The following is a 22324-nucleotide window of genomic DNA, read 5'->3' as shown; positions in this document are numbered from 1 at the left end:
ATGGTCATGGGTATGCATGCCGAGGAGATCGCCGAGGAGTACCCGGTGGTGGCCATCGACTCAGACGCGCTCGACGCGGCCCGGCTGCTGGCCGAGCACCGCCTGCCCGGCATCGTGGTGACCGATCAGACCGGACGGCCGTATGCGGTGCTGCCGGCTTCGCAGGTGGTGCGTTTCATCGTGCCGGGCTACATCCAGGACGATCCGTCCCTGGCCGGTGTGCTCAGCGAGACCGTGGCCGACCGGGCCGCTGAGAAGCTGCGCGGCAAAAAAGTGCGCGATGTACTGCCTGAACACCTCTACGAATTGCCGACCGCCGGCGCCGCGGAGACCCTGATCGAGGTCGCCTCGACCATGGCTCGGCTGCGGAGCCCCCTGATCGCCGTCGTCAAGGACGGTAAACTGCTCGGCGTGATCACCGCGTCGCGGTTGCTGGCCGCAGCCCTCGAAGTCTGATCGGGTGACGTTTCTGGCGGTCGCGGTCTTCCTGACCGCCTATGCGTTCATCGCCGCTGACCGGGTCAACAAGACGCTGGTCGCGCTGACCGGTGCGGCGGCCGTGGTCATCCTGCCGGTCATCTCATCGGACGATATCTTCTACTCCCGCCAGACCGGGATCGACTGGGACGTCATCTTCCTGCTGCTGGGCATGATGATCATCGTCAGCGTGCTGCGCCAGACCGGCGTGTTCGAGTATGTCGCGATCTGGGCGGCCAAGCGCGCCAAGGGATCGCCGCTGCGGATCATGATCCTGCTGGTGCTGGTGACCGCTGTCGCGTCGGCGCTGCTGGACAACGTCACCACGGTGCTGCTGATCGCCCCGGTCACCTTGCTGGTCTGTGACCGGCTCGAGATCAGCCCGACGTCGTTTCTGATGGCCGAGGTGTTCTCCTCGAACATCGGCGGTGCCGCCACCCTGGTCGGTGACCCGCCCAACATCATCATCGCCAGCCGAGCGGGATTGTCGTTCAACGCCTTCCTGGTGCACCTGGCGCCGATCGTCGTCATCGTCACGGCCGCGTTGATCATCATGCTGCCCCGGTTGTTTCCCGGCTCGTTCACCGTGGATCCCGACCGGGTCGCCGACGTGATGGCGCTGGAGGAGCGCGAGGCGATCCGCGACCGCGGCCTGCTGATCAAGTGCGGCCTGGTGCTGACCGCGGTGTTCGCCGCGTTCATGGGTCATTCCGCGCTGCACCTGGAGCCGTCGGTGGTGGCCTTGCTCGGCGCCGGTGTGTTGATCGTGATCTCCGGCCTGGAGCGCTCGGACTACCTTTCCGGCGTCGAGTGGGAGACGCTGCTGTTCTTCGCCGGCTTGTTCGTGATGGTCGGTGCGCTGGTGGACACCGGTGCGATCGCCACTCTGGCCAAGGCGGCCGCCGACCTCACCGGGGGCAACGCGGTGTTGACCACGATGGGCATCCTGGGTGTCTCCGCGCCGGTGTCCGGGATCATCGACAACATCCCGTATGTCGCCACCATGACGCCGATCGTGGCCGAACTGAGCACCACACTCCCCAACGACCTGCACCCGGACGCCCTGTGGTGGGCGCTGGCGCTCGGCGCCGACTTCGGCGGCAACCTGACCGCGGTCGGGGCCAGCGCCAACGTGGTGATGCTCGGGATCGCCCGCCGCGCAGGCAATCCGATCACGTTCTGGGAGTTCACCCGCAAAGGCATCGTGGTCACCGCGGTCTCGGTCGCGTGCGCGGCGCTGTATCTGTGGTTGCGCTACTTCGTGTTCGGCTGACTTCTTTGCCGCGGGGCCTCGCGCTCCACTTTCGGGGACGGTGGTCGACGGCCCCGCTCACCGCGCACCGCGATCGCCGGCCAGCAGTCAGCGGGTCAGCAGCGCCACGCACTCCACGTGGTGGGTGAGCGGGAACGCGTCGAATACCCGGATCCGCTCCACGGTATACCCCTGGGCGCGGTACAGGCCGATGTCGCGCGCGAAAGACGCTGCCTCGCAACCGATGTGCACAATACGCGGTACACCGGCGGCGGCCAGCGCCTCGATCACCTGCCGACCGGCACCGGTGCGCGGCGGGTCCAGCACCGCCACGTCGGCGCCGGAGGACGCAGCGCTCAACACCCGCCGCACCGAGTCGGTGCGCACCGATACCTGCGACAGATCGGCCAACGCGGCCCGCGCGGCGCCGGTGGCCGCCCGGGAGGTGTCGACGCTGATCACCCGGCCCGACTCGCCCACCGCCTGCGCCAGTGCCGCGGCGAAGATTCCGGCGCCGCCGTAGAGATCCCAGGCGGTCATGCCCGCCTCCGGTGCAGCCCAGTCGGTGATCAGCGCGCTGTAGTGCGCGGCCGCCTGCCGGTGCGCCTGCCAGAACGCGGTCACCGGGATCCGCCAACGCCGGCGGCCGACCCACTGGGTGGCGTGGTAGTCGCCCTCACGCACCTGCGGGCGGTGGTTGTGGCCGGTGCTCACCACGTGCCGAACGCCGTCGTCGTCGGCCACCACATGGAGGTGGTCACCGGGCTGCCAGCTCTGCTCGGCCAGGCCGGTGGTCATCCCGGCGGGCAGCTGGCCGCAGCGCAGGTCGGTGACCAGCTCATCACTGTGATAGCGGTGAAATCCGGCCCGCCCGTCGGCACCGACGTCCAGCCGGACCCGGGTGCGCCAGCCGGCCGGGCCGTCGTCTCCGACCGGTTCGGCAGAACCCTCCCAGTCATGGCCGCCGAGCCGGGCCAGCTGGTTGGACACCACCGCGCCCTTGAGCGCACGCGCCACGGCCGGATCGGCGAACGCCAGGTCGCAGCAACCGGCACCGTCGACGCCGGCGATCGGGCACAGCGGGGCGACCCGGCCGTCCGCCGGTTCGAGTACCTCGACGGTCTCGGCGTGCCAATACGAACCGCGCTCGGCGGTGATCCGCGCCCGCACCCGTTCGCCGGGCAGCGCGTAACGCACGAACACCACTCGGCCGTCCTGGCGGGCCACACAACTGCCGCCATTGGCGGGCGCCCCGGCGACCAGGGTCAGCTCGTCACCGATCACTCGAGAAAACCCCGCCGTGTGTCGCCGGGAGCGTGATGCGGCGCCAGCACCTTGCGCCGTTCCGAGGAGTTCAGCTGCCAGGGCACCGAGGTCACCATCACCTGCGGCATGAACAGCAGCCGGGTCTTGAGCCGCAACGCACTTTGGTTGTGCAGCAGCTGTTCCCACCAGTGGCCCACCACATATTCGGGGATGTAGACGGTCACCACGGTGCGCGGCGACTCTTTGCTGATGCGCCTGACGTACTCCAGCACCGGGCGGGTGACCTCGCGGTAGGGCGAGGCGATCACCTTGAGCGGCACGGTGATGTCGCTGTCCTCCCACTCGCGGACCAGGGCGCGGGTCTCGGTGTCATCGACGTTGACGGTGATCGCCTCCAGGTTGTCCGGGCGGGTCGCCCGGGCGTAGGCCAGCGCCCGGCGGGTGGGAAGGTGCAGCTTGGACACCAGCACCAGGGCGTGGTTGCGGCTGGGCAGCACCGCCTGGTCGTCCAGGGCGGCGGACTGCTCGGCCAGCTCCTGGCTGACCGTGTCGTAGTGCCGGCGGATCATCTTCATCACGACGAACAGCACCGACATCGCCACGATCGCAATCCAGGCGCCGGCGACGAACTTCGTCACGATGACGACGATCAACACCGTTCCGGTGGCGACGAAGCCGATGGTGTTGACCACCCGGGAGCGCATCATCTTGACCCGGGCCGCACGGTCGGTTTCGGTGCGCAGCAACCGGTTCCAGTGCCGGACCATGCCGATCTGGCTCAACGTGAAGGAGACGAACACCCCGACGATGTAGAGCTGGATCAGCGCGGTGACCTCGGCGCCGAACGCCACGATGAAGGCGATGGCCACCACCGCCAGGAACACGATGCCGTTGGAGAACGCCAGCCGGTCACCGCGGGTGTGCAGCTGACGCGGCAGATAGCGGTCCTGGGCCAGGATCGAGCCCAGCACCGGAAAGCCGTTGAACGCGGTGTTGGCGGCCAGCGCCAGGATCAACGCGGTCACACCGGCGATGATCCACAAACCGGGCGGAAAACCGCGGAACACCGTCTCGGCCAGCTGGGCCAACAGGGTCTTCTGGTCGTAATCCGCCGGCGCCCCGATCAGCTGTTCGTGCGGGCGCGCGGCGATCTTCACCCCGGTCTGACGGGCCAGCACGATGATGCCCATCATCAGCGTCACCGCGATAACCCCCAGCATCAGCAAGGTGGTGGCCGCATTGCGTGACTTGGGTTTGCGGAACGCCGGCACCCCGTTGCTGATCGCCTCCACACCGGTCAGTGCGGCGCATCCCGACGAGAACGATTTGGCCACTAGGAACACCAGGGCCACACCGACCACCTCGCCGTGCGCCGAGTGGATCTTGAACGCCGCCGATTCAGCCTGCAGCGGATGGTCCAGCACGAAGATCTGGAACAGCCCCCAGCCCAGCATCGCAAAGACGCCGATCATGAACGCATACGTCGGGAAGGCGAATGCGGTACCGGATTCGCGGATGCCGCGCAGATTGACCGCGGCCACCACCACGACGGTGCCCACCGCGAACGCGACTTTGTGATCGGCGATGAACGGAATCGCCGATCCGATGTTGGCGATCCCTGACGAGATCGAAACAGCAACGGTCAGAACGTAATCCACCATCAGTGCGCTGGCCACGGTCAGGCCCGCGGTGGCACCCAGGTTGGTGGTGACCACTTCGTAGTCGCCGCCGCCGGAAGGGTAGGCGTGCACATTCTGGCGGTAGGAGGCCACCACGGTGATGAACACGAACGCCACTGCCAGGCCGACCCACGGCGTTAGCCGGTAGGCCGCGATGCCCGCCACCGACAACACCAGGAAGACCTCTTCGGGTCCGTAGGCCACCGAGGACAGCGCGTCGGAGGCGAACACCGGCAGCGCAACGCGCTTGGGCAGCAGCGTGTGGCTGAGCCGATCGCTGCGGAACGGCCGGCCCAGAAGCAGCCGGCGGGCAGCGGTGGAAATCTTCGACACGAGAGCCAAGGGTAAGCCAGGCCGGCCCTGGCGGTAGCGTTCACCGAATACGGGCACTACTGCAGGCGATAGCCAGCCGAAACCAGCCGAAAGGACCGTGCAGGTGCGGGTAGTTGTGATGGGATGCGGCCGAGTGGGTGCCTCGGTGGCCGACGGGCTGTCCCGGATCGGTCACGAGGTCGCCATCATCGACCGTGACACCACCGCGTTCAACCGGCTCAGCCCGGAGTTCAACGGCGAACGGGTGCTGGGCATGGGCTTCGACCGCGACGTGCTGCTGCGCGCCGGCATCGAGGAGGCCGGGGCGTTCGCCGCGGTGTCCTCGGGGGACAACTCCAACATCATCGCCGCGCGGCTGGCCCGCGAGACGTTCGGCGTGGCGCGGGTGGTCGCCCGTATCTATGACGCCAAGCGGGCCGCGGTTTATGAGCGCCTCGGCATTCCCACCATCGCCACGGTGCCCTGGACCACCGATCGCCTGCTCGACGCCCTGACCCGCGAAAGCGAGACCACCAAGTGGCGTGACCCGACCGGCACCGTCGCCGTCGCCGAGGTCGTGCTGCACGAGGACTGGATCGGTCGCCCCGTCACCGACCTCGAGGCCGCCGTCAACGCCCGGGTGGCGTTCTTGATCCGGTTCGGCACCGGCATCCTGCCCGAGCCCAAGACGGTCATTCAGGCCAGCGACCAGGTCTACATTGTCGCGGTGTCCGGCCGGGTCGCCGAGGCGATCGCGATCGCCGCCCTGCCGCCGAGCGAGGACCTGCAATGAAGGTCGCCGTAGCCGGGGCCGGGGCCGTCGGCCGGTCGATCGCCCGGGAGCTGCTCGACAGCGACCACCAGGTGACGCTGATCGAGCGCAATCCCGACCATATCGATGTCGAGGACATCGCCGATGCGCAGTGGCACCTAGGTGACGCCTGCGAGCTGAGCCTGCTGGAGTCGGTGCACCTGGAGGACTTCGACGTCGTCATCGCCGCCACGGGCGACGACAAGGCCAATGTGGTGCTGTCGCTGCTGGCCAAGACGGAGTTCGCGGTGCCCCGGGTGGTGGCCCGGGTGAACGACCCCCGCAACGAATGGCTGTTCACCGACGCCTGGGGGGTGGACGTGGCGGTGTCCACGCCACGCATGCTGGCCTCCCTGGTCGAAGAAGCCGTGGCGGTCGGGGATCTGGTGCGGCTCATCGAGTTCCGCAAGGGCCAGGCCAACCTGCTGGAGATCACCCTGCCCGACGACACCCCGTGGGGCGGCAAGCCGGTGCGCAAGCTGTCGCTGCCCCGCGACGCTGCACTGGTGACGATTCTGCGGGGGACGCGGGTGATCGTGCCGCAGGACGACGAGCCGCTCGAGGGCGGCGACGAGCTGCTGTTCGTCGCGTCCGCCGGGGTGGAGACCGAACTGCGCGAGCTGGTGCTACCGGCGCACTGAGCGGGCTTCGCGGTCGTCTGCGGCGGGCTCGGGTCGCCGGTCCAGCGCCCGCTGCACGTATTTGACGGCCAGGTAGGTCACCAGTGCGGCCAGCGCGGTCAGCGGCCAGCCCATGGCGATGCGCGCCACCCCCAGCCAGCCGGTTTCGTCGGCGTTGTAGAGCAGCCGCTGCACCGCGAAGCGGGAACCGAACACCAGCACCCAGGTCAGTGTGGCGATGTCGTAGGCGTAGATCGCCGCCCGCAGCTCGCGCCAGGCCAGGCTCTGTCCGCTGGCCCAACTCCAGATGTAGCCGACCACCGGGCGGCGGATCAGCATCGATGCCGCGAACACCACCGCCCACACCAGCGAGGTCCAGATGCCCAGCAGGAAATACCCCTTGGAGTCGCCCATCAGATAGGCGATCAGTGCGCAGACGGCCACCCCGAAGAATCCGGAGACCGCCGGCTGGGTGGAGTCCCGGCGGATCAGCCGCCACACCAGCACCGCCGCGGCCACTCCCAGCGCCGCCACCACGGCGATCCGCAGGCCGAAGACGCTGGAGGTGGGCACGAACACCACGATCGGCAGTGACGAGTAGATCAGCCCGGCCACCCCGCCGATCTGGTCCAGCAGCCGCTGCGGCCCCTGGGAGGTCGGTGCGATCACTGCTGGATTTCGTAGTGCGGGTTGTAGATGGCCTTGCAGCCGCTTTCCAGTTTCCCGACCCGGCCGTGCACCCGCAGGGTGCGGCCCGAATCGATCCCGGGAATGCGGCGCTGCCCCAGCCACACCAGCGTCACCGTGTCGGTGCCGTCGAACAGCTCAGCGCGGACCCCGCCCACGCAGCCCTTGGCGTTGGCTTCCACGCTGCGCAGCACTCCGACCATGGTGACCTCTTGACCACGCTCGCAGTCGATGGCGCGCTGGGCGCCGGTGTTGAGCGCCTCATCGGACAACTCCTCGACATCGCGCAACTCAGGATCTTCCGTCAATCGCCGAGTCAGCCGGCGCAGGTACCCCTTCGGCGCTGCCATTGCCCTCTCCCTCAATTGTGTGCGCCCGCTACGGTAGACCTGTTGATTACCTAATGCCACACGACCGGCCTACGAGGCGGTTTGCAACACCGGGCACGATCAACGGGTGGCATTCGATCTGCATGGCGTCACCGCCGTATTGCTGCCGGGAACCGGATCCGACGACGACTACGTCCGCCGGGCGTTTGGCGCCCCGTTACAGCAGGTGGGGGCCGAATTGGTCGCACACCGCCCGCGACCGGCACACCTGATCGAGGGCTATCTTGCGGCGCTGGACGCCGCGGCCCGGTCCGGGCCGGTCATCGTCGGCGGTGTGTCGATCGGCGCGGCGGTGGGCACCGCGTGGGCGCTGCAACATCCCGGCCAGGTGATCGCGGTGCTGGCCGCACTGCCCGCGTGGACGGGCGCCCCCGATACCGCCCCGGCCGCCCACGCCGCCCGCTACAGCGCCGAGCAGCTGCGCCGCGAGGGGCTGCCGGCGGTGGTGGCCCAGATGCGGGCGACCAGCCCGGCCTGGCTCGCCGACGAGCTGACCCGCTCGTGGACCGCCCAGTGGCCGCAGCTGCCCGACGCCCTGGAGCAGGCCGCGGCCTACGTGGCGCCGTCGTGCGCCGAGTTGGCCGCCCTGGCGGCGCCCCTGGGAGTGACCGCGGCCGTCGACGACCCGGTGCATCCGTTGCAGACGGCCGCCGAATGGGTGGCCGCCGCCCCGCGGGCGGCGCTGTGCACGGTGACGCTGGAGCAGATCGGTGCCGACCCGGCCGCGTTGGGCACCGCGTGCCTGACGGCGCTGGGCGACGCCATTTAGCGGCGAGCCGCCAGGCTGGATGCGGCGGCCCAGCTGCGCTAGCCGCCGGTGATGGTGCGCAACTGCTGCATCGCGGAGCCTTCCACGCTGCGGCGCGCAGCCGGCGTAGGCGGCACGTCACCGCCGGGGGGCTGCTGTCCGGCGGCCTGCTGGGCGGCCATCGCGGCCTGCTGCGCCGCGGCGGCCCGCAACTGCTCGGCCATCGGCTCGGGCAGTCGCACCGGCAACGGGGTGCGCACCGGCAACGGGGTGTCGCCGCGCCGGACCACGGTGTCCGCCAAGGCTTCCCGTGCCTGCTCGGTGAGCGCGTCCATCGACTCGTGCGGGCCGTTGACCACGCAGCGCACCATCCAGCGGTAGCCGTCGACGCCGATGAACCGGACCGCGCCGGTCGCCGATCCGACCACCTCCCGGCCCCACGGGCCGTCGATGATGCTGACATTCGCCGAGTCCCGGCGCAGCGCGTCGGCCAGCTCGGTGGCCACCTCGCGCCACAGCCCCGCCGACTTGGGGGCGGCATAGGCGGCGATGTTGAACCGCCCGTTGGCCGTCACCAGCCACACCGCGCTGGGCACGCCGGCCTCGCTCAGCTCGACCTGAACCTGGGCGCCCGCGGGCATCGGCACCAGCACCGAACCCAGGTCCAGACGGGCCGTCGCCGCGGCCGCCGGGTCGTCGAAATCGTCGATGTCGAACGGGCCCACGAGCTCCTCGTCAGAGTCCCCGTCCACGTCCTGCAGGTTCTCCAGCTCCTGGGGTTCCGGCTCGGCGCGCGTCGGCTCGTCGGCGCCGGTCTTGCGCTTGCCCCTACCGAATGCCATCACAGCCGCCCATCTTCGTCACTTGCCTGTCACAAACTCGCATGCCCGCCCGACGAGCCGTGTCCGTCGCCGCCGCGGCTGGTTCCCGCCAGCCCGGCCTCGTCGAACGACGTCACCTCGACCAGTTCGGGCAGCTCCACCCGCTGCACCACCAGCTGAGCGATCCGGTCTCCCCGATGGATCTCGATCGGTGTCGCCGGGTCCAGGTTGATCAATGCCACCTTAACCTCGCCGCGGTAGCCGGCGTCGATCGTTCCCGGACTGTTGACGATCGAAAGCCCTACCCGTGCAGCCAAACCCGACCGCGGGTGCACCAAGCCGACCATGCCGAACGGAATCGCCACCGCGATACCGGTGGGCACCAGGGCGCGCTGGCCCGGGCCCAGCTCGACATCGACCGCGCTGTAGAGGTCGACGCCGGCGTCGCCGGCATGAGCACGACTCGGCAGGGGCAGATCAGGATCCAGGCGAACAACCGCGAGACTGGGCGACACGAGGCGCAAGACTACTCTTAGCCGGATGTCGGAATCGCGCCTGAACCACCGGGCACCGCAAACCGTGCGGTACCGCGAGCAGCTGTGGGTGCCGTGGTGGTGGTGGCCGCTGGGGTTCCTGGGCAACGGGCTCATGGCCTACGAGGTCCGGCTGGGCCTGCGCAGCCTGCCGGGCTGGGTGCCGTTCGCCGTCTTCTTCGCGATCACCGTGGCCGCCCTGCTGTGGCTGGGACGCATCCAGGTGCGGGTCACCGAAACCGGCGGCCGGACCGAGCTCTGGGTCGGCGAGGCGCACCTGCCGGCCAGCGTGATCGCCCGCGCCGCCGAGGTTCCTGCGTCGGCCAAGTCGGCGGCGCTGGGCCGCCAGCTCGATCCGGCAGCGTATGTGGTGCATCGCGGCTGGGTGGGACCTATGCTGCTGGTCGTCCTCGACGATCCCGATGACCCGACGCCGTACTGGCTGATCAGCTGCCGTCAGCCACAGCGGGTGTTGGCAGCGCTACAGGGTTGAGGGACGGTCCGGGTCAGGCCGCGCAGTCGGTGCAGATCATCACGCCGTTCTTCTCGCTGGCCAAACGGCTGCGGTGCTGAACCAGAAAGCAGCTCGAACAGGTGAATTCGTCGGCTTGCTTGGGAACGACCCGCACCGACAGTTCCTCGCCCGACAGGTCTGCGCCGGGCAGCTCGAAGGACTCGGCGGACTCGGATTCGTCGACGTCGACCACGGCGGATTGCGCTTCGTTCCGCCGGGCCTTGAGCTCCTCGAGTGAGTCCTCGGAAACGTCGTCGGTCTCGGTGCGCCGCGGGGCGTCGTAGTCGGTAGCCATCGTCTTCTCCCCTCAGTCCCCTGTAACCCTGCGCGAGCTTTGTACCAGCGTCGAACGCATCCACCAAATGATTCGTGCCCGGAACGCGCTCAGATCAACTGTGATTTGCATCACATTATATTCCTGACCACGGTGATCGCTCGCGCGCGCGCCCTCTAGAGTGCGTACGTGGTCGCGCAAATCACTTCCGGCAGCGAATTCGACAAGCACGGTCTGCCGTTCCGTCGGCGCAACTATCGACCCGCCGCCTATGCCCTGGCCGCGCTGGCGTTGTTGACCGCGGTGGCGTGGACGGTCGCGCTGACCCGGCCGGCCGACGTCCACGAGGTCGCGGTGTGCAACGCCCCGCCGGCGCCCACCGAGCCCGACCAGCCGCGGCTCGGCACCCAGGTCCCGCGCGCCGCGATGATCACCACCACCCCGGCCAAACTGGCCGACATCAAGGCTCGGGTCCTCAACGCCAGCGGCCGGGCCGGGCAGGCCGCCGACGTCGCCGACGCCCTGCGCGATGACGGCTTCGCCCAGCCGACCGCCGCCAACGACCCGGTCTACGCCAACGGCCGGCTGGACTGCCAGGGCCAGATCCGCTTCGGCGAGGCAGGCCAGGCCGCCGCGGCGGCCCTGTGGCTGGTCGCCCCGTGCACCGAGTTGTTTCGCGACGACCGCCCCGATGACTCCGTCGACCTGGCGGTCGGAAGCGACTTCGTCAGCCTGGCCCACAGCGACGACATCGAAGCGGCGCTGGCAGGCTTGCGTCCCGACGCCACCGGACTACCGGACCCGACGCTGCTGACCAAGATCCATTCCGGCACCTGCTGACCACCGACCCGGCAGAGGAGATGCATGACCGGCACTGACTCGACCGCTGTCCCGACCGGCGCGCCCGCGGCCGCAACCGCCGGCACCGGACCGCTACAGCCGGCGTTCGGCGTCGACGTCGGCGGCAGCGGCATCAAGGGCGGTGTCGTCGATCTCGCGACCGGCGCGCTGGTCGGCGAACGCTACAAGCTGCCCACGCCGAGCCCCGCCACTCCCGCGGCGGTCGCCGAGACCGTCGCCGCGGTGGTCCGGCACTTCGGCTGGACCGGCCCGCTGGGCGTCACCTATCCCGGTGTGGTGATCGACGGTGTGGTGCAGACCGCCGCCAACGTCGACAAGTCCTGGATCGGAGTCAACGCCCAAGCGGCGATCGCGGCCGCACTCGACGGCCAACCCGTGGTCATCCTCAACGACGCCGACGCCGCCGGCCTGGCCGAAGAGCGCTTCGGGGCAGGCAAAGACAACACCGGCGTGGTTGTGTTGCTCACATTCGGGACCGGGATCGGCTCGGCGGTGATCCACAACGGAAAGCTGCTGCCCAACACCGAACTCGGACATATCGACGTGGACGGCAAGGAAGCCGAGCACCGGGCCGCCGCCTCGGTCAAGGAGCGCAAGAACTGGAGCATGACGAAGTGGTCCAAGCAGGTGACCAAGGTGTTGGTGGCCATCGAGAACGCGCTCTGTCCGGACCTGATCATCGTCGGCGGCGGCATCAGTCGCAAAGCCGACCAGTGGGTGCCGCTGCTGGGCAACCGGACTCCGGTGGTCGCCGCGACCCTGCAGAACACCGCGGGAATCGTCGGGGCCGCGATGGCGTCGGCCACCGACGTCACCCGGTGAATTCCGCCCGCTCAGCGATTGTCCCCGCCGGCTGTCGTTACAATGGTCGGCGGCGGCCGCCTAACCGATAGCGGCGACTATCCCAGTTGATCACCCAACTGATATAGAGCCGACATTCGACATAACCCGACACTTTCGGTTGCGCACGGCCCTGCGAACCGAAAGTCAGTCCGACCGAAGGGGTGGACGTGGCAGCGAGCAAGGCAAAGCCGGCGACTGAGGAGCCGAAGAAGCGGAGTGCCGCCAAGGCACCCGCCAAAGCCGCCGCCAAGTCGACTGCCCAGGCCGCCACCAAGAGTCCGGCCAAGCGCACCGCGACGAAGGCCGCCCCGGCCAAGAAGGCCGCCAAGTCGACGGCGCGCCCGGCGACCAAGAGCTCCGCCGCCAAGAACGACGACGGCGACACCAAGCCCAAGACCCGGTCGACCCGGGGCCCGGCCAAGAAGGCCACCGCCGCCAAGGGCGCCAAGAACGCCGACCTCGACCTCGCGGCCGAGGATCTGGACACCGACGCCGAACTCGACGGCGAACCCGGTGACGACGACATCGACGACGCCGACCTGAGCCTGGACGAACTGGAGGACGACGCCGAGGCGGATGCCGACGGCGACGAGGCGTCGGCGACCGCGGAGCCGGCCACCGACGACGCCGACGATGACGACGAAATCGCCGAACCCTCCGAGAAGGACAAGGCCTCAGGCGATTTCGTCTGGGACGAAGAGGAGTCCGAAGCGCTGCGCCAGGCCCGCAAGGACGCCGAGCTCACCGCCTCGGCCGACTCGGTACGCGCCTACCTCAAGCAGATCGGCAAGGTGGCGCTGCTCAACGCCGAAGAGGAAGTCGAGCTGGCCAAGCGGATCGAGGCCGGTCTGTTCGCCACCCAGAAGATGGCCGAGCACGCCGAGAAAGGCGAGAAGCTGGCCGTCGCCTACCGGCGCGACATGGCGTGGATCTGCCGGGACGGCGACCGGGCCAAGAACCACCTGCTGGAGGCGAACCTGCGGCTGGTGGTCTCACTGGCCAAGCGTTACACCGGCCGCGGCATGGCGTTTTTGGACCTGATCCAGGAAGGCAACCTGGGCCTGATCCGCGCGGTCGAGAAGTTCGACTACACCAAGGGCTACAAGTTCTCCACCTACGCCACCTGGTGGATCCGCCAGGCCATCACCCGCGCCATGGCCGATCAGGCCCGCACCATCCGCATCCCGGTGCACATGGTCGAGGTGATCAACAAGCTCGGCCGCATCCAGCGCGAGCTGCTGCAGGACCTGGGCCGCGAGCCCACGCCTGAGGAACTCGCCCGGGAGATGGACATCACCCCGGAGAAGGTGCTGGAGATCCAGCAGTACGCCCGCGAGCCGATCTCGCTGGACCAGACCATCGGCGACGAAGGCGACTCCCAGCTCGGCGACTTCATCGAGGACTCCGAGGCTGTCGTAGCCGTGGATGCCGTCTCGTTCACCCTGCTCCAAGACCAGCTGCAGTCGGTGCTCGAGACGCTCTCCGAGCGCGAAGCCGGCGTAGTGCGGCTGCGGTTCGGGCTCACCGACGGTCAGCCGCGCACCCTCGACGAGATCGGCCAGGTCTACGGCGTCACCCGTGAACGCATCCGTCAGATCGAATCCAAGACGATGTCGAAGTTGCGGCACCCCAGCCGCTCTCAGGTCCTGCGCGACTACCTCGACTAGCGCGCACCCCCGATGGCCAAAACACCGCCGGCGATAGTCCTCAATGCCGTCAACGCATTCCGTGGTGGTCTGCAGCGCCTGCGCCAGGCCACTGTGCCCGCCTCCGTCGCGGCCCTCGAGCTCGGCTTCGGTGCATGGGTGGCCCAAGCACTGTATGCCGCGGTGCAGGTGGGCATCCCCGATGCGCTCTCCTCCGGCCCGCTCACGGCCGACGAGGTCGCCCGAAAGGTCGGCAGCGATCCGGCAGCCACCTACCGGCTGCTGCGCGCATTGGCCAGCCAGTCGGTGCTCAAGCTGCGCCACGACGGCCGGTTCGCGCTGACCCGCACCGGACGGGCCCTGGTGTCGAACAATCCGGCCGGTGTGGCCCCGATGATCGCACTCATCGGCCACCCGGCCCACCGGGAACACTGGTCGAACCTCGAGCACTCCGTGCGCACCGGGCAGACCGCCGTCGACAAGGTGCGCGGAATGCCCATCTTCGAGTACCTGGACACCGACCCCGAGCTGGCGCAGGTCTTCAATGACGCGATGACCGGGGCGTCCGCGGTGGCGATCGAAAGCGCGGTCCCCGCATACGATTTCAGCACCAGCAAGCTGATCGTGGATGTGGGTGGCGGCCACGGGGCACTATTGGCCGCGGTGTTGCGTCAGACGCCCGAAGCTCGCGGCGTGCTGTTCGACCTGCCGGCGGTGGTCGCCGGCGCCACGGTCGCCGGCGAGGTGGCCGCGCGCTGCGACGTCCAGGGCGGGTCATTCTTCGAGTCGGTGCCCGCCGGCGGTGACACCTATCTGCTCAAGACCGTCATCCACGACTGGGACGACGAGAAGTCGCTGCAGATTCTGCGCAACGTGCGGGCCGCCATCGCGCCCGGCGGCAAGGTGCTGCTGTTCGAGATGGTGTTGCCCGAAGGCGCTCCCGCCCACCTCGGCCTGGTGCTCGACCTGGAGATGCTGGTTGCCGCCGGCGGATACGAACGCACCCGGCGGGAGTACGCCGAGCTGCTGTCCCAGGCAGGATTCGAGCTGCAGCGCGTGATCCCCACCACAAGCCCGCTGGCCATCGTCGAAGCCCGCGCTGTCTGAGGCGCCGATGGCGGTGCCGCGGCGTAGGATCGCCCAGCATGCCGACGGATGACGCGTCGTCCCAGACGTTCGCCACACTGCTGAAGCGCGCCGCGACTCACGGCCACCGGGTGCCGCCGGAGGCCGATCTGAATCCTGCGGTGCTCGACGCGATCAACGCTGTGGCCGCCGCGTGGCCGCGAGTGCCCGCCGTTTTGATCAGCAAGGCGCAAACCACGTTCGCCCGTAGCGAACTCACCCGGGCGTCCGCGGCCAAACCGACCACCCCGATCAACCTCAATCGGCCGCGGCGAACACCCCGTCCGGGCCCGGCCGATACTCCGTGACATCGATCACCGCGCCAACGGGCAACGGGCCGTACAGGTGCGGGAACAACATCGCCTCCGGATCGCCCGGTACGCCCGGCTCCCAACGCACCGGCGCGCCCACTTTGGCCGGATCCACCTGCAGCAACACCAGATCCGTGCGGCCCCGATAGAGCCGGTTGGCGGGCAGGTGCACCTGCTGCGGCGTCGACAGGTGCACGAAGCCCACCGTGTCCAACGACTCCGGGCACAACGCACCCGACGCCTGCGCGCCCGCCCATTCGGCGGCGCCGCACAGGTGAACGAGGACACCGGCATACGTCATCGCCTCCGATCCTGCCTTAGCGCCGGGCAAGGGTGAGACACGACACAGCCGAAGCCAGGAACAACGCCGAACGCCCAGGCGTCTGACACACTTGACAGACCCGCGAGAAACGGAGGAGCCCATGAACGCGACTCTGACCAGTCCCGAACTGACTCGGGCTGATCGATGCGACCGGTGCGGTGCGGCCGCCCGCGTACGCGCCACGCTGCCCTCCGGAGCCGAGCTGCTGTTCTGCCAGCATCACGCCAATGAGCACGAAGCCAAGCTGATCGAACTGGCCGCCGTGCTGCAGGTCAGCACTCCGGACGAGGCGTAACCGCAACCCGCGCGCAACACGCCCGCCGGCGGGAAGTGTGCAGTAGCACCACTCGTCAGGAATGCTGGGCTGGTCATGATGGACCAGATTCCCAAACCTTCCCGACATCACCTGCTGCGCATCGCCCGCCGCACCTTGGCCAAGAGCTGGGACGACTCCATCTTCGCCGAGTCCGCGCAGGCGGGCTTCTGGTCGGTGCTGTCGCTGCCACCGCTGCTGCTCGGGATGCTGGGCAGCCTGTCGTATGTGGCACCTTTGTTCGGCCCGGACACGCTGGCAACCATCCAGAACCGGCTGATCGGCATGGCCAGCAGCTTCTTCTCGAAGAATGTGGTGGTGGAGATCATCGAACCGACCGTGCGCGACATCGTCTCCAACGCACGCGGGGAGGTGGTTTCCCTGGGTTTCGTGATTTCGCTGTGGGCCGGGTCCTCGGCGATCTCGGCGTTCGTCGACTCGGTCGTCGAGGCCCACGATCAGACCCCGCTGCGCCACCCAGTGCGCCAACGGTTCTTCGCGCTGGGGCTGTACGTGGCGATGCTGGTCATCGCCGTCGCCGCGGCCCCGTTCGCCGCGCTGGGCCCGCACGCGGTGGCCGAACACCTTCCCGACCGGTGGACGGATCTGCTGCGGTTCGGCTACTACCCGACCTTGGTGTTGGGGCTGCTGGTGGCGGTGACGGTGCTCTACCGGGTATCGCTGCCCAAGCCCCTGCCCTCACACCGGCTGGTGATCGGTGCGGTGCTGGCCACCACCGTGTTCGTCGTTGCCACCCTGGGTCTGCGGGTCTACCTGCGCTACATCACCAGCACCGGCTACACCTACGGAGCGCTGGCAACGCCGATCGCCTTCCTGCTGTTCGCGTTTCTGCTCGGCTTCGCCATCATGCTGGGCGCGGAACTCAACGCCGCCGTTCAGGAGGAGTGGCCGGCGCAGCCGACCCACCTGCGTCAGCTCCGCAACTGGGTGCTGTCCCGGACGGCGCGAACCGACGCCGGCGACGACGACCCGGTCAGCCCTTCTTGAGGGTCGCGTAGATCCGCTTGCAGTCCGGGCAGACCGGCGATCCCGGCTTCGCCGCCTTGGTCACCGGGAACACCTCCCCGCACAGGGCCACCACGTGCGTGCCCATGACCGCGCTCTCGGCGATCTTGTCCTTCTTGACGTAGTGGAAGTACTTCGGGGTGTCGCCGCCGGTCCCGTCATCGACGCGTTCCTCGGCATCGGTGCGCTCGAGGGTGTCGGTCTGTGTGCCCATCTGCCCATTGTGCCCAGAACGCAACGGATCTTAAAACCCCACCTGCCGCGACCCCGCTCGGTGTGGGACAGTGGAGTGATGAAGCACGGCCCCGAGCTGGGTTTCGACGACGACGGTCGGCCGGTGCTCATCACCGCGGCCGCCCCGTCCTACGAACAGCAGCACCGTGAACGGGTACGCAAGTACCTGACGCTGATGGCGTTCCGGGTGCCGGCGTTGATCCTGGCCGCGATCGCCTACGGAGCCTGGCACAACGGCTTGATCTCACTGCTGATCCTGCTCGCGTCGATACCGCTGCCGTGGATGGCGGTGCTGATCGCCAATGACCGCCCACCGCGCAGCGCCGATGAGCCGCGCCGCTACGACGCCGCACCGACCCATACCCCGCTGTTCCCTACCGCCTCGCGCCGCGCGCTGGAGCGTCCGTGGCCTCCGCAGACCCAGCCCGGATCAGCGACCTGCGAGCCGGGTCCCGAGCCGGGCCGGCCGGGCGGCGGCGCCGCCGACGAGCCGCCGCACGGTACCGGTTCTTAACACATTCTCAAAGTCATCGGTGTATTCCCGCACGTCAAGTGGTGTGGAAAACCGATCGGGCGGGAACTCTGCACCCGTGTTGGACGTTGTCACTTGTGACAGCTGAAGCCGATCAACGGGAGGCCGTAATGGCAAAGGCAGATGCCACCATCAGTCGGATCGACGGCGATCTGGACGCGCAGAGTCCAGCCGCGGATTTGGTGCGGGTGTACCTCAATGGTATCGGCAAGACCGCACTGCTCAATGCCGCCGACGAGGTGGAGCTCGCCAAACGCATCGAGGCCGGGCTTTACGCGCAGCACCTGCTCGAAACCCGCAAGCGCTTCGGCGAGAAGCGCAAGCGCGAGCTGGCCGCGGTGGTCCGTGACGGCGAGGCCGCCCGCCGGCATCTGCTCGAAGCCAACCTGCGCCTGGTGGTCTCACTGGCCAAGCGCTACACCGGCCGCGGGATGCCGCTGCTGGACCTGATCCAGGAAGGCAACCTCGGGTTGATCCGCGCGATGGAGAAGTTCGACTACGCAAAAGGTTTCAAGTTCTCCACCTACGCGACGTGGTGGATCCGCCAGGCCATCACCCGTGGCATGGCCGATCAGAGCCGCACCATCCGGCTGCCGGTGCACCTGGTCGAACAGGTCAACAAGCTGGCACGGATCAAGCGCGAGATGCATCAGCAGCTCGGGCGCGAGGCCACCGATGAGGAGCTGGCCGCCGAATCCGGTATCCCGGCGGAGAAGATCAACGACCTGCTGGAGCACAGCCGCGACCCGGTGAGCCTGGATATGCCGGTCGGCTCCGACGAGGAGGCGCCGCTGGGCGACTTCATCGAGGACTCCGAGGCGATGTCCGCGGAGAACGCGGTGATCTCCGAGCTGCTGCACACCGACATCCGCAGCGTGCTGGCAACCCTGGACGAACGTGAGCACCAGGTGATCCGGCTGCGGTTCGGCCTCGACGACGGGCAGCCGCGCACGCTGGATCAGATCGGCAAGCTGTTCGGCCTGTCCCGCGAGCGGGTCCGCCAGATCGAGCGCGAGGTGATGGCCAAGCTGCGGCACGGCGAACGCGCCGACCGGTTGCGTTCCTACGCCAGCTGACCTTGCTCCGCCGGGCCGCCGCGCCGTTGCGGCGGCCCGGCGGACGCGTCTGTCAGCTGGGTCCCATCGGCGTCGCTGGCTCACCGGGCGCAGGCCCGCCGAAGTAGACTCAGCTGCGACGGAAGGTGCGGAATGAATGAGTTGGTTGATACCACCGAGATGTACCTCAGGACGATCTACGACCTTGAGGAAGAGGGTGTCACCCCCCTGCGTGCCCGGATAGCCGAGCGGCTGGAACAAAGCGGTCCGACCGTCAGCCAGACGGTGTCCCGCATGGAGCGCGATGGGCTGCTGCGGGTGGCCGGTGACCGTCACCTCGAACTGACCGAGAAGGGCCGTGCGCTGGCCGTGTCGGTGATGCGCAAGCACCGGCTGGCCGAGCGACTGCTCGTCGACATCATCGGGCTGCCGCTGGAAGACGTGCACGCCGAGGCCTGCCGGTGGGAGCACGTGATGAGCGAGGAGGTCGAGCGTCGGCTGGTCCAGGTGCTGGACAACCCCACCACCTCGCCGTTCGGCAACCCGATCCCCGGGTTGCTGGATCTCGGTTTCGGCGCGGACTCCGGCCCTTGGGAGGCCGACCTGGTGCGGTTGACCGAGTTGCCGGCCGGCTCGCCGGTGGCGGTGGTGGTGCGCCAGCTCACCGAACATGTGCAAGGCGACATCGACTTGATCACCCGGCTGAAGGAGGCCGGTGTGGTGCCCAACGCACGGGTCACCGTCGAGGCCGACGCCGACGACGGCGTGACCATCGTGATGCCCGGCCATACCGACGTCAGCCTGCCCTACGAGATGGCGCACGCCGTCAAGGTTCAGAAGGTCTGACCGGTTGCTCTCAGCCGGCGCGCCGGCCGAGGCCCTGCCGCTGCGGGAGCCGCACGCCGAGCTGTGCCGCCAGCCGAAATCCGGTGTCGGCCAGCCCGCGGATCCGGTCCGGACGCAATCCCGACTGCAGCGCCGTGTCGAGCAGGCCCGCCATCCGGTGATCCGGCACGCAGCGCAACGCGGCCTCCAGCGACACTCCGGCCAGCGGCCCGTCCCCCCGCGCATAGGCGCTGAACGCCAGCAGCACCAGCGCGTCGGCCCGCCACGGACCAGGCAGCGCGCGCGCCAAGATCGACCACAACATCTCCGCGTCGCTGGCGTGTTCGCCGATTGCCAATGCGCACAAGGTATCGCGGACCAAAACGTCGGTCAGCGAGCATCCAAGCCGCGCCAGTTCCACCTCGGTTGGCTCGCGACCGGCGGCCAACGCGGCCACGGCCTGCAGCATCGCTTCGACGTCGCGGCGGGCCCGGCGCTGACCGTCGGCAGCGACCGCGGCCGCCCGGTCTGCGGCTTGGTCGTCGATCACGGCTGCCACCGCGACAAGGCACGCGGTGTCGGGGGCGATCACCGCCTGCAGGTCCGCCCGGCGCGGATACAGCCGCCTGCCCTCCAGCACCGCGGCTGCGGCCAGCGGAGACGCCGCCGGGTCTTCGACCGGGCCGCCCGCGCCGCAGCCGTCGACACAGCGCCACCGGCCCCCGCGCGCCACCCGGTCCACCACATGCGCGCTGAGCAGCGCAATGTCGTTGCGCGACAACTCCAGCGACAGGGCATCGACCAGCCGGCGATGCTGGTCGTTGCAGACCGGGCAGCGCGCGCCGGCGGCGTCGACGATCACCGCGATCGCCGCTGCCGGGGCGGCGGCCGCGGCGACGTCGGCGAGATGACCGACGGTGTCGGCGAGTTCGTCGCAGAGGTCGACCCGCAGCACCGCCCCCAGCTCGCCGCCGTCGACCGAGACCAGGATCAGAGATTTCTCCGGCACGAAGCCGAGGATGGCCGGCAGCGCCGCAATCAGCGCTCCCGGGCGATTCAGGGTGAATTCCGGTTGCTTGGTCGTCATGGCAGCAACGTTGACGACACCCACCGTCATCGGGGCGCGCCCGCGCCGGGTACGCGGCCGCTTTGTGGACGAATCGGCAACTGTGAGCCGACCCCGCGGGCCCGGCGACCGGGATTTCATCGCTGAGCGAACGGGAACCCCACCGGGGAATGCGGTCGGCGCACCCGGGTGTTTTCGATCGCATGCCCGCACCGTTTTCCGGTGCGGGCCCGACGTGAGGGAAACTAGGCGGTGCGACCCGCACCGAGATCTGCAGGAATGAGGAGGCGAAGGTAATGGCCGAGCATCCGGACACCGGTCCCGACCGGCGCCGGCACTACCAGGCCGAGCAAGGCGGCATGTACGAGCTGGAGGTCCCGGCGCCCCAGGTGACGTCGCCCGACGGCGCGGGTCCGGTCCTGATCCACGCGTTGGAGGGCTTCTCCGACGCCGGGCACGCGATCCGGTTGGCCGCCAGCCACCTCAAGGCCACCCTCGACAGTGAGCTGGTGGCATCGTTTGCGATCGACGACTTGCTCGACTACCGGTCGCGGCGACCGGTGATGACGTTCAAGACCGACCACTTCACCCACTATGCCGAGCCGGAGTTGAGCCTCTATGCCCTGCGGGACACCGCGGGGACACCGTTTCTGCTGTTGGCCGGCATGGAGCCGGATCTCAAGTGGGAGCGTTTCATCACCGCTGTGCGGCTGTTGGCCGAGCGGCTCGGGGTTCGGCGGACCATCGGGTTGGGCACCATCCCGATGGCGGTTCCGCACACCCGGCCGGTGACGCTGACCGCGCACTCCAACAACCGCGAGCTGATCACCGATTTCACCCCGTGGATCGCCGAGGTCCAGGTGCCGGGCAGCGCCTCCAACCTGTTGGAGTACCGGATGGCCCAGCACGGCCACGAGGTGGTCGGGTTCACCGTGCACGTGCCGCACTACGTGTCACAAACCGACTACCCCGAGGCGGCCGAGGCGCTGCTGCGGCAGGCGGCCCAGACCGGCTCCCTGCAGTTGCCGCTGGCCGAACTCAGTGCAGCCGCGGCCGATATCCGGGCCAAGATCGATGAACAGGTCGAGGCGAGCGCCGAAGTGGCGCAGGTGGTGGCGGCACTGGAACGCCAGTACGACGCGTTCATCGCCGCGCAGGAGAACCGCTCGTTGCTGGCCCGCGACGAGGATCTGCCCAGCGCCGATGAACTCGGGGCCGAGTTCGAACGGTTCTTAGCCCAGGAGGCGAAGAAGGACCGGGGCGACGACGACACGCCGTGACGGCCGGCCTATCTCGTTCGTCGCAGCGCAGCGGTGAGATGGTTCTGCGCCGGTTGGCCGACCGCGCCCATGTCCAAGGTGTAGGACAGCTCGTCGCCGGCGAGGCGGTAGTGGCGGCGCAGCGCTGTCACCTCTTTGGCGGTCGGCGCCAGCCCGATCGTCGGCGCCGACATCTCGAGTTCGATGCCGTCGGCGGTCACCGCATAGCTGCCCACCTCGATCTCGGTGATACCGCTGGGGTGGGCCAGCACCCATTCGATCCGGCCGGGCTGCGGCACCCGTAGGTATCCGGTCTCGGCGTGCAGTGGCAGACCGTCGGCGGCCGACTTCGTCTTCTGGCCGTAGACCAGAAACGGTTTGCCGACGTGGGAGAACACCACCTCTTCGAGGTAGTCGAACGACGTGATCGTGGGATACACCCCCGAGCCCCGGCCAGACCAAGTGCCCAGCAGCGGTGCCAGCTCCACAAGATTCGGGTGCAGGTCGGGTGCCATGGGGCCAG

At 68.8% G+C, this 22324-nt stretch carries 28 protein-coding genes; 17 read left to right on the top strand and 11 right to left on the bottom strand.

All coding sequences use genetic code 11. The annotated features are described in order from the left end of the window. The first annotated feature begins 12 nt into the window (after window positions 1–12). The gene (locus AC5Y4Q_RS17420; protein WP_064921543.1) at window positions 13–456 is read left to right on the top strand and encodes a CBS domain-containing protein; all 444 of its coding nucleotides are present in this window, start codon (window positions 13–15) and stop codon (window positions 454–456) included. 4 nt (window positions 457–460) lie between these two features. After that, window positions 461–1750 carry an ArsB/NhaD family transporter gene (locus tag AC5Y4Q_RS17415; protein ID WP_064921532.1) on the top strand — a complete coding sequence of 430 codons (1290 nt, stop codon included), beginning with the start codon at window positions 461–463 and terminating at the stop codon, window positions 1748–1750. 87 nt (window positions 1751–1837) lie between these two features. Here the strand turns inward: AC5Y4Q_RS17415 and AC5Y4Q_RS17410 are convergent, their stop codons facing one another. Both AC5Y4Q_RS17410 and AC5Y4Q_RS17405 read right to left on the bottom strand, forming a co-directional pair. Further along, window positions 1838–3013 (bottom strand): class I SAM-dependent RNA methyltransferase, encoded by a 1176-nt coding sequence (locus tag AC5Y4Q_RS17410; RefSeq protein ID WP_125224615.1) that lies wholly within the window; start codon window positions 3011–3013, stop codon window positions 1838–1840. Beyond that, entirely contained in the window at window positions 3010–5007 is a 1998-nt protein-coding gene (locus AC5Y4Q_RS17405) for an APC family permease (protein ID WP_064921530.1), read from the bottom strand. The genes AC5Y4Q_RS17410 and AC5Y4Q_RS17405 overlap by 4 nt, the downstream gene beginning before the upstream one ends. A gap of 103 nt (window positions 5008–5110) precedes the next feature. Between AC5Y4Q_RS17405 and AC5Y4Q_RS17400 the strand changes: the two genes are divergently transcribed. Together AC5Y4Q_RS17400 and AC5Y4Q_RS17395 are read left to right on the top strand one after the other, a co-directional pair. Further along, complete coding sequence (locus AC5Y4Q_RS17400) at window positions 5111–5779, top strand: potassium channel family protein (RefSeq protein WP_082952590.1); 669 nt, start codon at window positions 5111–5113, stop codon at window positions 5777–5779. Beyond that, window positions 5776–6438, top strand: a complete 663-nt coding sequence (locus AC5Y4Q_RS17395; RefSeq protein ID WP_064921528.1) for a potassium channel family protein — start codon at window positions 5776–5778, stop codon at window positions 6436–6438. The genes AC5Y4Q_RS17400 and AC5Y4Q_RS17395 overlap by 4 nt, the downstream gene beginning before the upstream one ends. Here the strand turns inward: AC5Y4Q_RS17395 and AC5Y4Q_RS17390 are convergent. Beyond that, on the bottom strand, window positions 6424–7083 hold the full coding sequence (locus AC5Y4Q_RS17390) for a DUF3159 domain-containing protein (protein ID WP_419179711.1): 660 nt from the start codon (window positions 7081–7083) through the stop codon (window positions 6424–6426). The two genes, AC5Y4Q_RS17395 and AC5Y4Q_RS17390, sit on opposite strands and share 15 nt — an antisense overlap. After that, window positions 7083–7454 carry an OB-fold nucleic acid binding domain-containing protein gene (locus AC5Y4Q_RS17385; protein ID WP_064921526.1) on the bottom strand — a complete coding sequence of 124 codons (372 nt, stop codon included), beginning with the start codon at window positions 7452–7454 and terminating at the stop codon, window positions 7083–7085. The genes AC5Y4Q_RS17390 and AC5Y4Q_RS17385 overlap by 1 nt, the downstream gene beginning before the upstream one ends. Window positions 7455–7560: 106 nt before the next feature. Between AC5Y4Q_RS17385 and AC5Y4Q_RS17380 the strand changes: the two genes are divergently transcribed. After that, window positions 7561–8262 (top strand): alpha/beta hydrolase family protein, encoded by a 702-nt coding sequence (locus tag AC5Y4Q_RS17380; protein ID WP_125224614.1) that lies wholly within the window; start codon window positions 7561–7563, stop codon window positions 8260–8262. Window positions 8263–8300: 38 nt separating this feature from the next. On the opposite strand, the gene AC5Y4Q_RS17375 is transcribed toward AC5Y4Q_RS17380, so the two are convergent. Both AC5Y4Q_RS17375 and dut read right to left on the bottom strand, forming a co-directional pair. Continuing rightward, window positions 8301–9086, bottom strand: a complete 786-nt coding sequence (locus tag AC5Y4Q_RS17375; RefSeq protein ID WP_419179710.1) for a DUF3710 domain-containing protein — start codon at window positions 9084–9086, stop codon at window positions 8301–8303. A gap of 26 nt (window positions 9087–9112) precedes the next feature. Continuing rightward, window positions 9113–9577 (bottom strand): dUTP diphosphatase, encoded by a 465-nt coding sequence (dut, locus tag AC5Y4Q_RS17370; protein WP_019738980.1) that lies wholly within the window; start codon window positions 9575–9577, stop codon window positions 9113–9115. A 25-nt stretch (window positions 9578–9602) separates the two neighbouring features. On the opposite strand from dut, the gene AC5Y4Q_RS17365 reads away from it, so the two are divergent. Beyond that, window positions 9603–10088: a DUF3093 domain-containing protein gene (locus AC5Y4Q_RS17365; RefSeq protein ID WP_064921523.1), complete on the top strand. Its 486-nt coding sequence runs from the start codon at window positions 9603–9605 to the stop codon at window positions 10086–10088. Between the two features lie 13 nt (window positions 10089–10101). Here AC5Y4Q_RS17365 and AC5Y4Q_RS17360 read toward each other — a convergent pair whose 3' ends face one another. Then, on the bottom strand, window positions 10102–10404 hold the full coding sequence (locus tag AC5Y4Q_RS17360) for a DUF4193 domain-containing protein (protein ID WP_013829371.1): 303 nt from the start codon (window positions 10402–10404) through the stop codon (window positions 10102–10104). A gap of 168 nt (window positions 10405–10572) precedes the next feature. On the opposite strand from AC5Y4Q_RS17360, the gene cei reads away from it, so the two are divergent. The 5 genes from cei (at window position 10573) to AC5Y4Q_RS17335 (ending at window position 15166) form a co-directional block, all read left to right on the top strand. After that, window positions 10573–11223: an envelope integrity protein Cei gene (gene cei / locus AC5Y4Q_RS17355; RefSeq protein WP_064921522.1), complete on the top strand. Its 651-nt coding sequence runs from the start codon at window positions 10573–10575 to the stop codon at window positions 11221–11223. A gap of 24 nt (window positions 11224–11247) precedes the next feature. Continuing rightward, the gene (gene ppgK / locus AC5Y4Q_RS17350; protein WP_125224613.1) at window positions 11248–12066 is read left to right on the top strand and encodes a polyphosphate--glucose phosphotransferase; all 819 of its coding nucleotides are present in this window, start codon (window positions 11248–11250) and stop codon (window positions 12064–12066) included. 188 nt (window positions 12067–12254) lie between these two features. Further along, window positions 12255–13754, top strand: a complete 1500-nt coding sequence (locus AC5Y4Q_RS17345) for an RNA polymerase sigma factor (RefSeq protein WP_064921542.1) — start codon at window positions 12255–12257, stop codon at window positions 13752–13754. Between the two features lie 12 nt (window positions 13755–13766). Beyond that, window positions 13767–14840, top strand: coding sequence for a methyltransferase (locus tag AC5Y4Q_RS17340; protein ID WP_125224612.1), 1074 nt, complete (start codon window positions 13767–13769; stop codon window positions 14838–14840). Window positions 14841–14878: 38 nt separating this feature from the next. After that, window positions 14879–15166: a hypothetical protein gene (locus tag AC5Y4Q_RS17335; RefSeq protein WP_064921519.1), complete on the top strand. Its 288-nt coding sequence runs from the start codon at window positions 14879–14881 to the stop codon at window positions 15164–15166. On the opposite strand, the gene AC5Y4Q_RS17330 is transcribed toward AC5Y4Q_RS17335, so the two are convergent. Beyond that, window positions 15117–15470, bottom strand: coding sequence for a DUF952 domain-containing protein (locus AC5Y4Q_RS17330; protein WP_125224611.1), 354 nt, complete (start codon window positions 15468–15470; stop codon window positions 15117–15119). The two genes, AC5Y4Q_RS17335 and AC5Y4Q_RS17330, sit on opposite strands and share 50 nt — an antisense overlap. A 121-nt stretch (window positions 15471–15591) precedes the next feature. On the opposite strand from AC5Y4Q_RS17330, the gene AC5Y4Q_RS17325 reads away from it, so the two are divergent. Both AC5Y4Q_RS17325 and AC5Y4Q_RS17320 read left to right on the top strand, forming a co-directional pair. After that, entirely contained in the window at window positions 15592–15786 is a 195-nt protein-coding gene (locus AC5Y4Q_RS17325) for a DUF7455 domain-containing protein (RefSeq protein WP_125224610.1), read from the top strand. Window positions 15787–15861: 75 nt separating this feature from the next. Beyond that, window positions 15862–16812, top strand: a complete 951-nt coding sequence (locus AC5Y4Q_RS17320) for a YihY/virulence factor BrkB family protein (RefSeq protein ID WP_064921516.1) — start codon at window positions 15862–15864, stop codon at window positions 16810–16812. Here the strand turns inward: AC5Y4Q_RS17320 and AC5Y4Q_RS17315 are convergent. Continuing rightward, window positions 16799–17044: a DUF3039 domain-containing protein gene (locus AC5Y4Q_RS17315; RefSeq protein ID WP_064921515.1), complete on the bottom strand. Its 246-nt coding sequence runs from the start codon at window positions 17042–17044 to the stop codon at window positions 16799–16801. The genes AC5Y4Q_RS17320 and AC5Y4Q_RS17315 overlap by 14 nt on opposite strands. 60 nt (window positions 17045–17104) lie before the next feature. Between AC5Y4Q_RS17315 and AC5Y4Q_RS17310 the strand changes: the two genes are divergently transcribed. The 3 genes from AC5Y4Q_RS17310 (at window position 17105) to AC5Y4Q_RS17300 (ending at window position 19497) form a co-directional block, all read left to right on the top strand. After that, window positions 17105–17578, top strand: a complete 474-nt coding sequence (locus AC5Y4Q_RS17310; RefSeq protein ID WP_125224609.1) for a DUF3099 domain-containing protein — start codon at window positions 17105–17107, stop codon at window positions 17576–17578. 128 nt (window positions 17579–17706) lie between these two features. Beyond that, window positions 17707–18672, top strand: a complete 966-nt coding sequence (locus AC5Y4Q_RS17305; protein WP_064921513.1) for a sigma-70 family RNA polymerase sigma factor — start codon at window positions 17707–17709, stop codon at window positions 18670–18672. A 132-nt stretch (window positions 18673–18804) separates the two neighbouring features. After that, window positions 18805–19497, top strand: a complete 693-nt coding sequence (locus AC5Y4Q_RS17300) for an iron-dependent transcriptional repressor DtxR (protein WP_064921512.1) — start codon at window positions 18805–18807, stop codon at window positions 19495–19497. A gap of 10 nt (window positions 19498–19507) precedes the next feature. Here the strand turns inward: AC5Y4Q_RS17300 and AC5Y4Q_RS17295 are convergent, their stop codons facing one another. Then, entirely contained in the window at window positions 19508–20563 is a 1056-nt protein-coding gene (locus tag AC5Y4Q_RS17295) for a DUF4192 domain-containing protein (RefSeq protein WP_125224608.1), read from the bottom strand. Between the two features lie 275 nt (window positions 20564–20838). Here AC5Y4Q_RS17295 and AC5Y4Q_RS17290 point away from each other — a divergent pair, with 275 nt between their 5' ends. Continuing rightward, complete coding sequence (locus tag AC5Y4Q_RS17290) at window positions 20839–21822, top strand: proteasome assembly chaperone family protein (protein ID WP_064921915.1); 984 nt, start codon at window positions 20839–20841, stop codon at window positions 21820–21822. An 8-nt stretch (window positions 21823–21830) separates the two neighbouring features. Here the strand turns inward: AC5Y4Q_RS17290 and AC5Y4Q_RS17285 are convergent, their stop codons facing one another. Then, complete coding sequence (locus AC5Y4Q_RS17285) at window positions 21831–22316, bottom strand: peroxynitrite isomerase (protein WP_125224607.1); 486 nt, start codon at window positions 22314–22316, stop codon at window positions 21831–21833. Window positions 22317–22324: the final 8 nt, after the last annotated feature.

This window comes from Mycobacterium sp. NGS16, assembly GCF_059813225.1.
The sequence above is the reverse complement of the archived record's forward strand: the minus strand, read 5'-3'. Positions and strand labels throughout refer to the sequence as shown.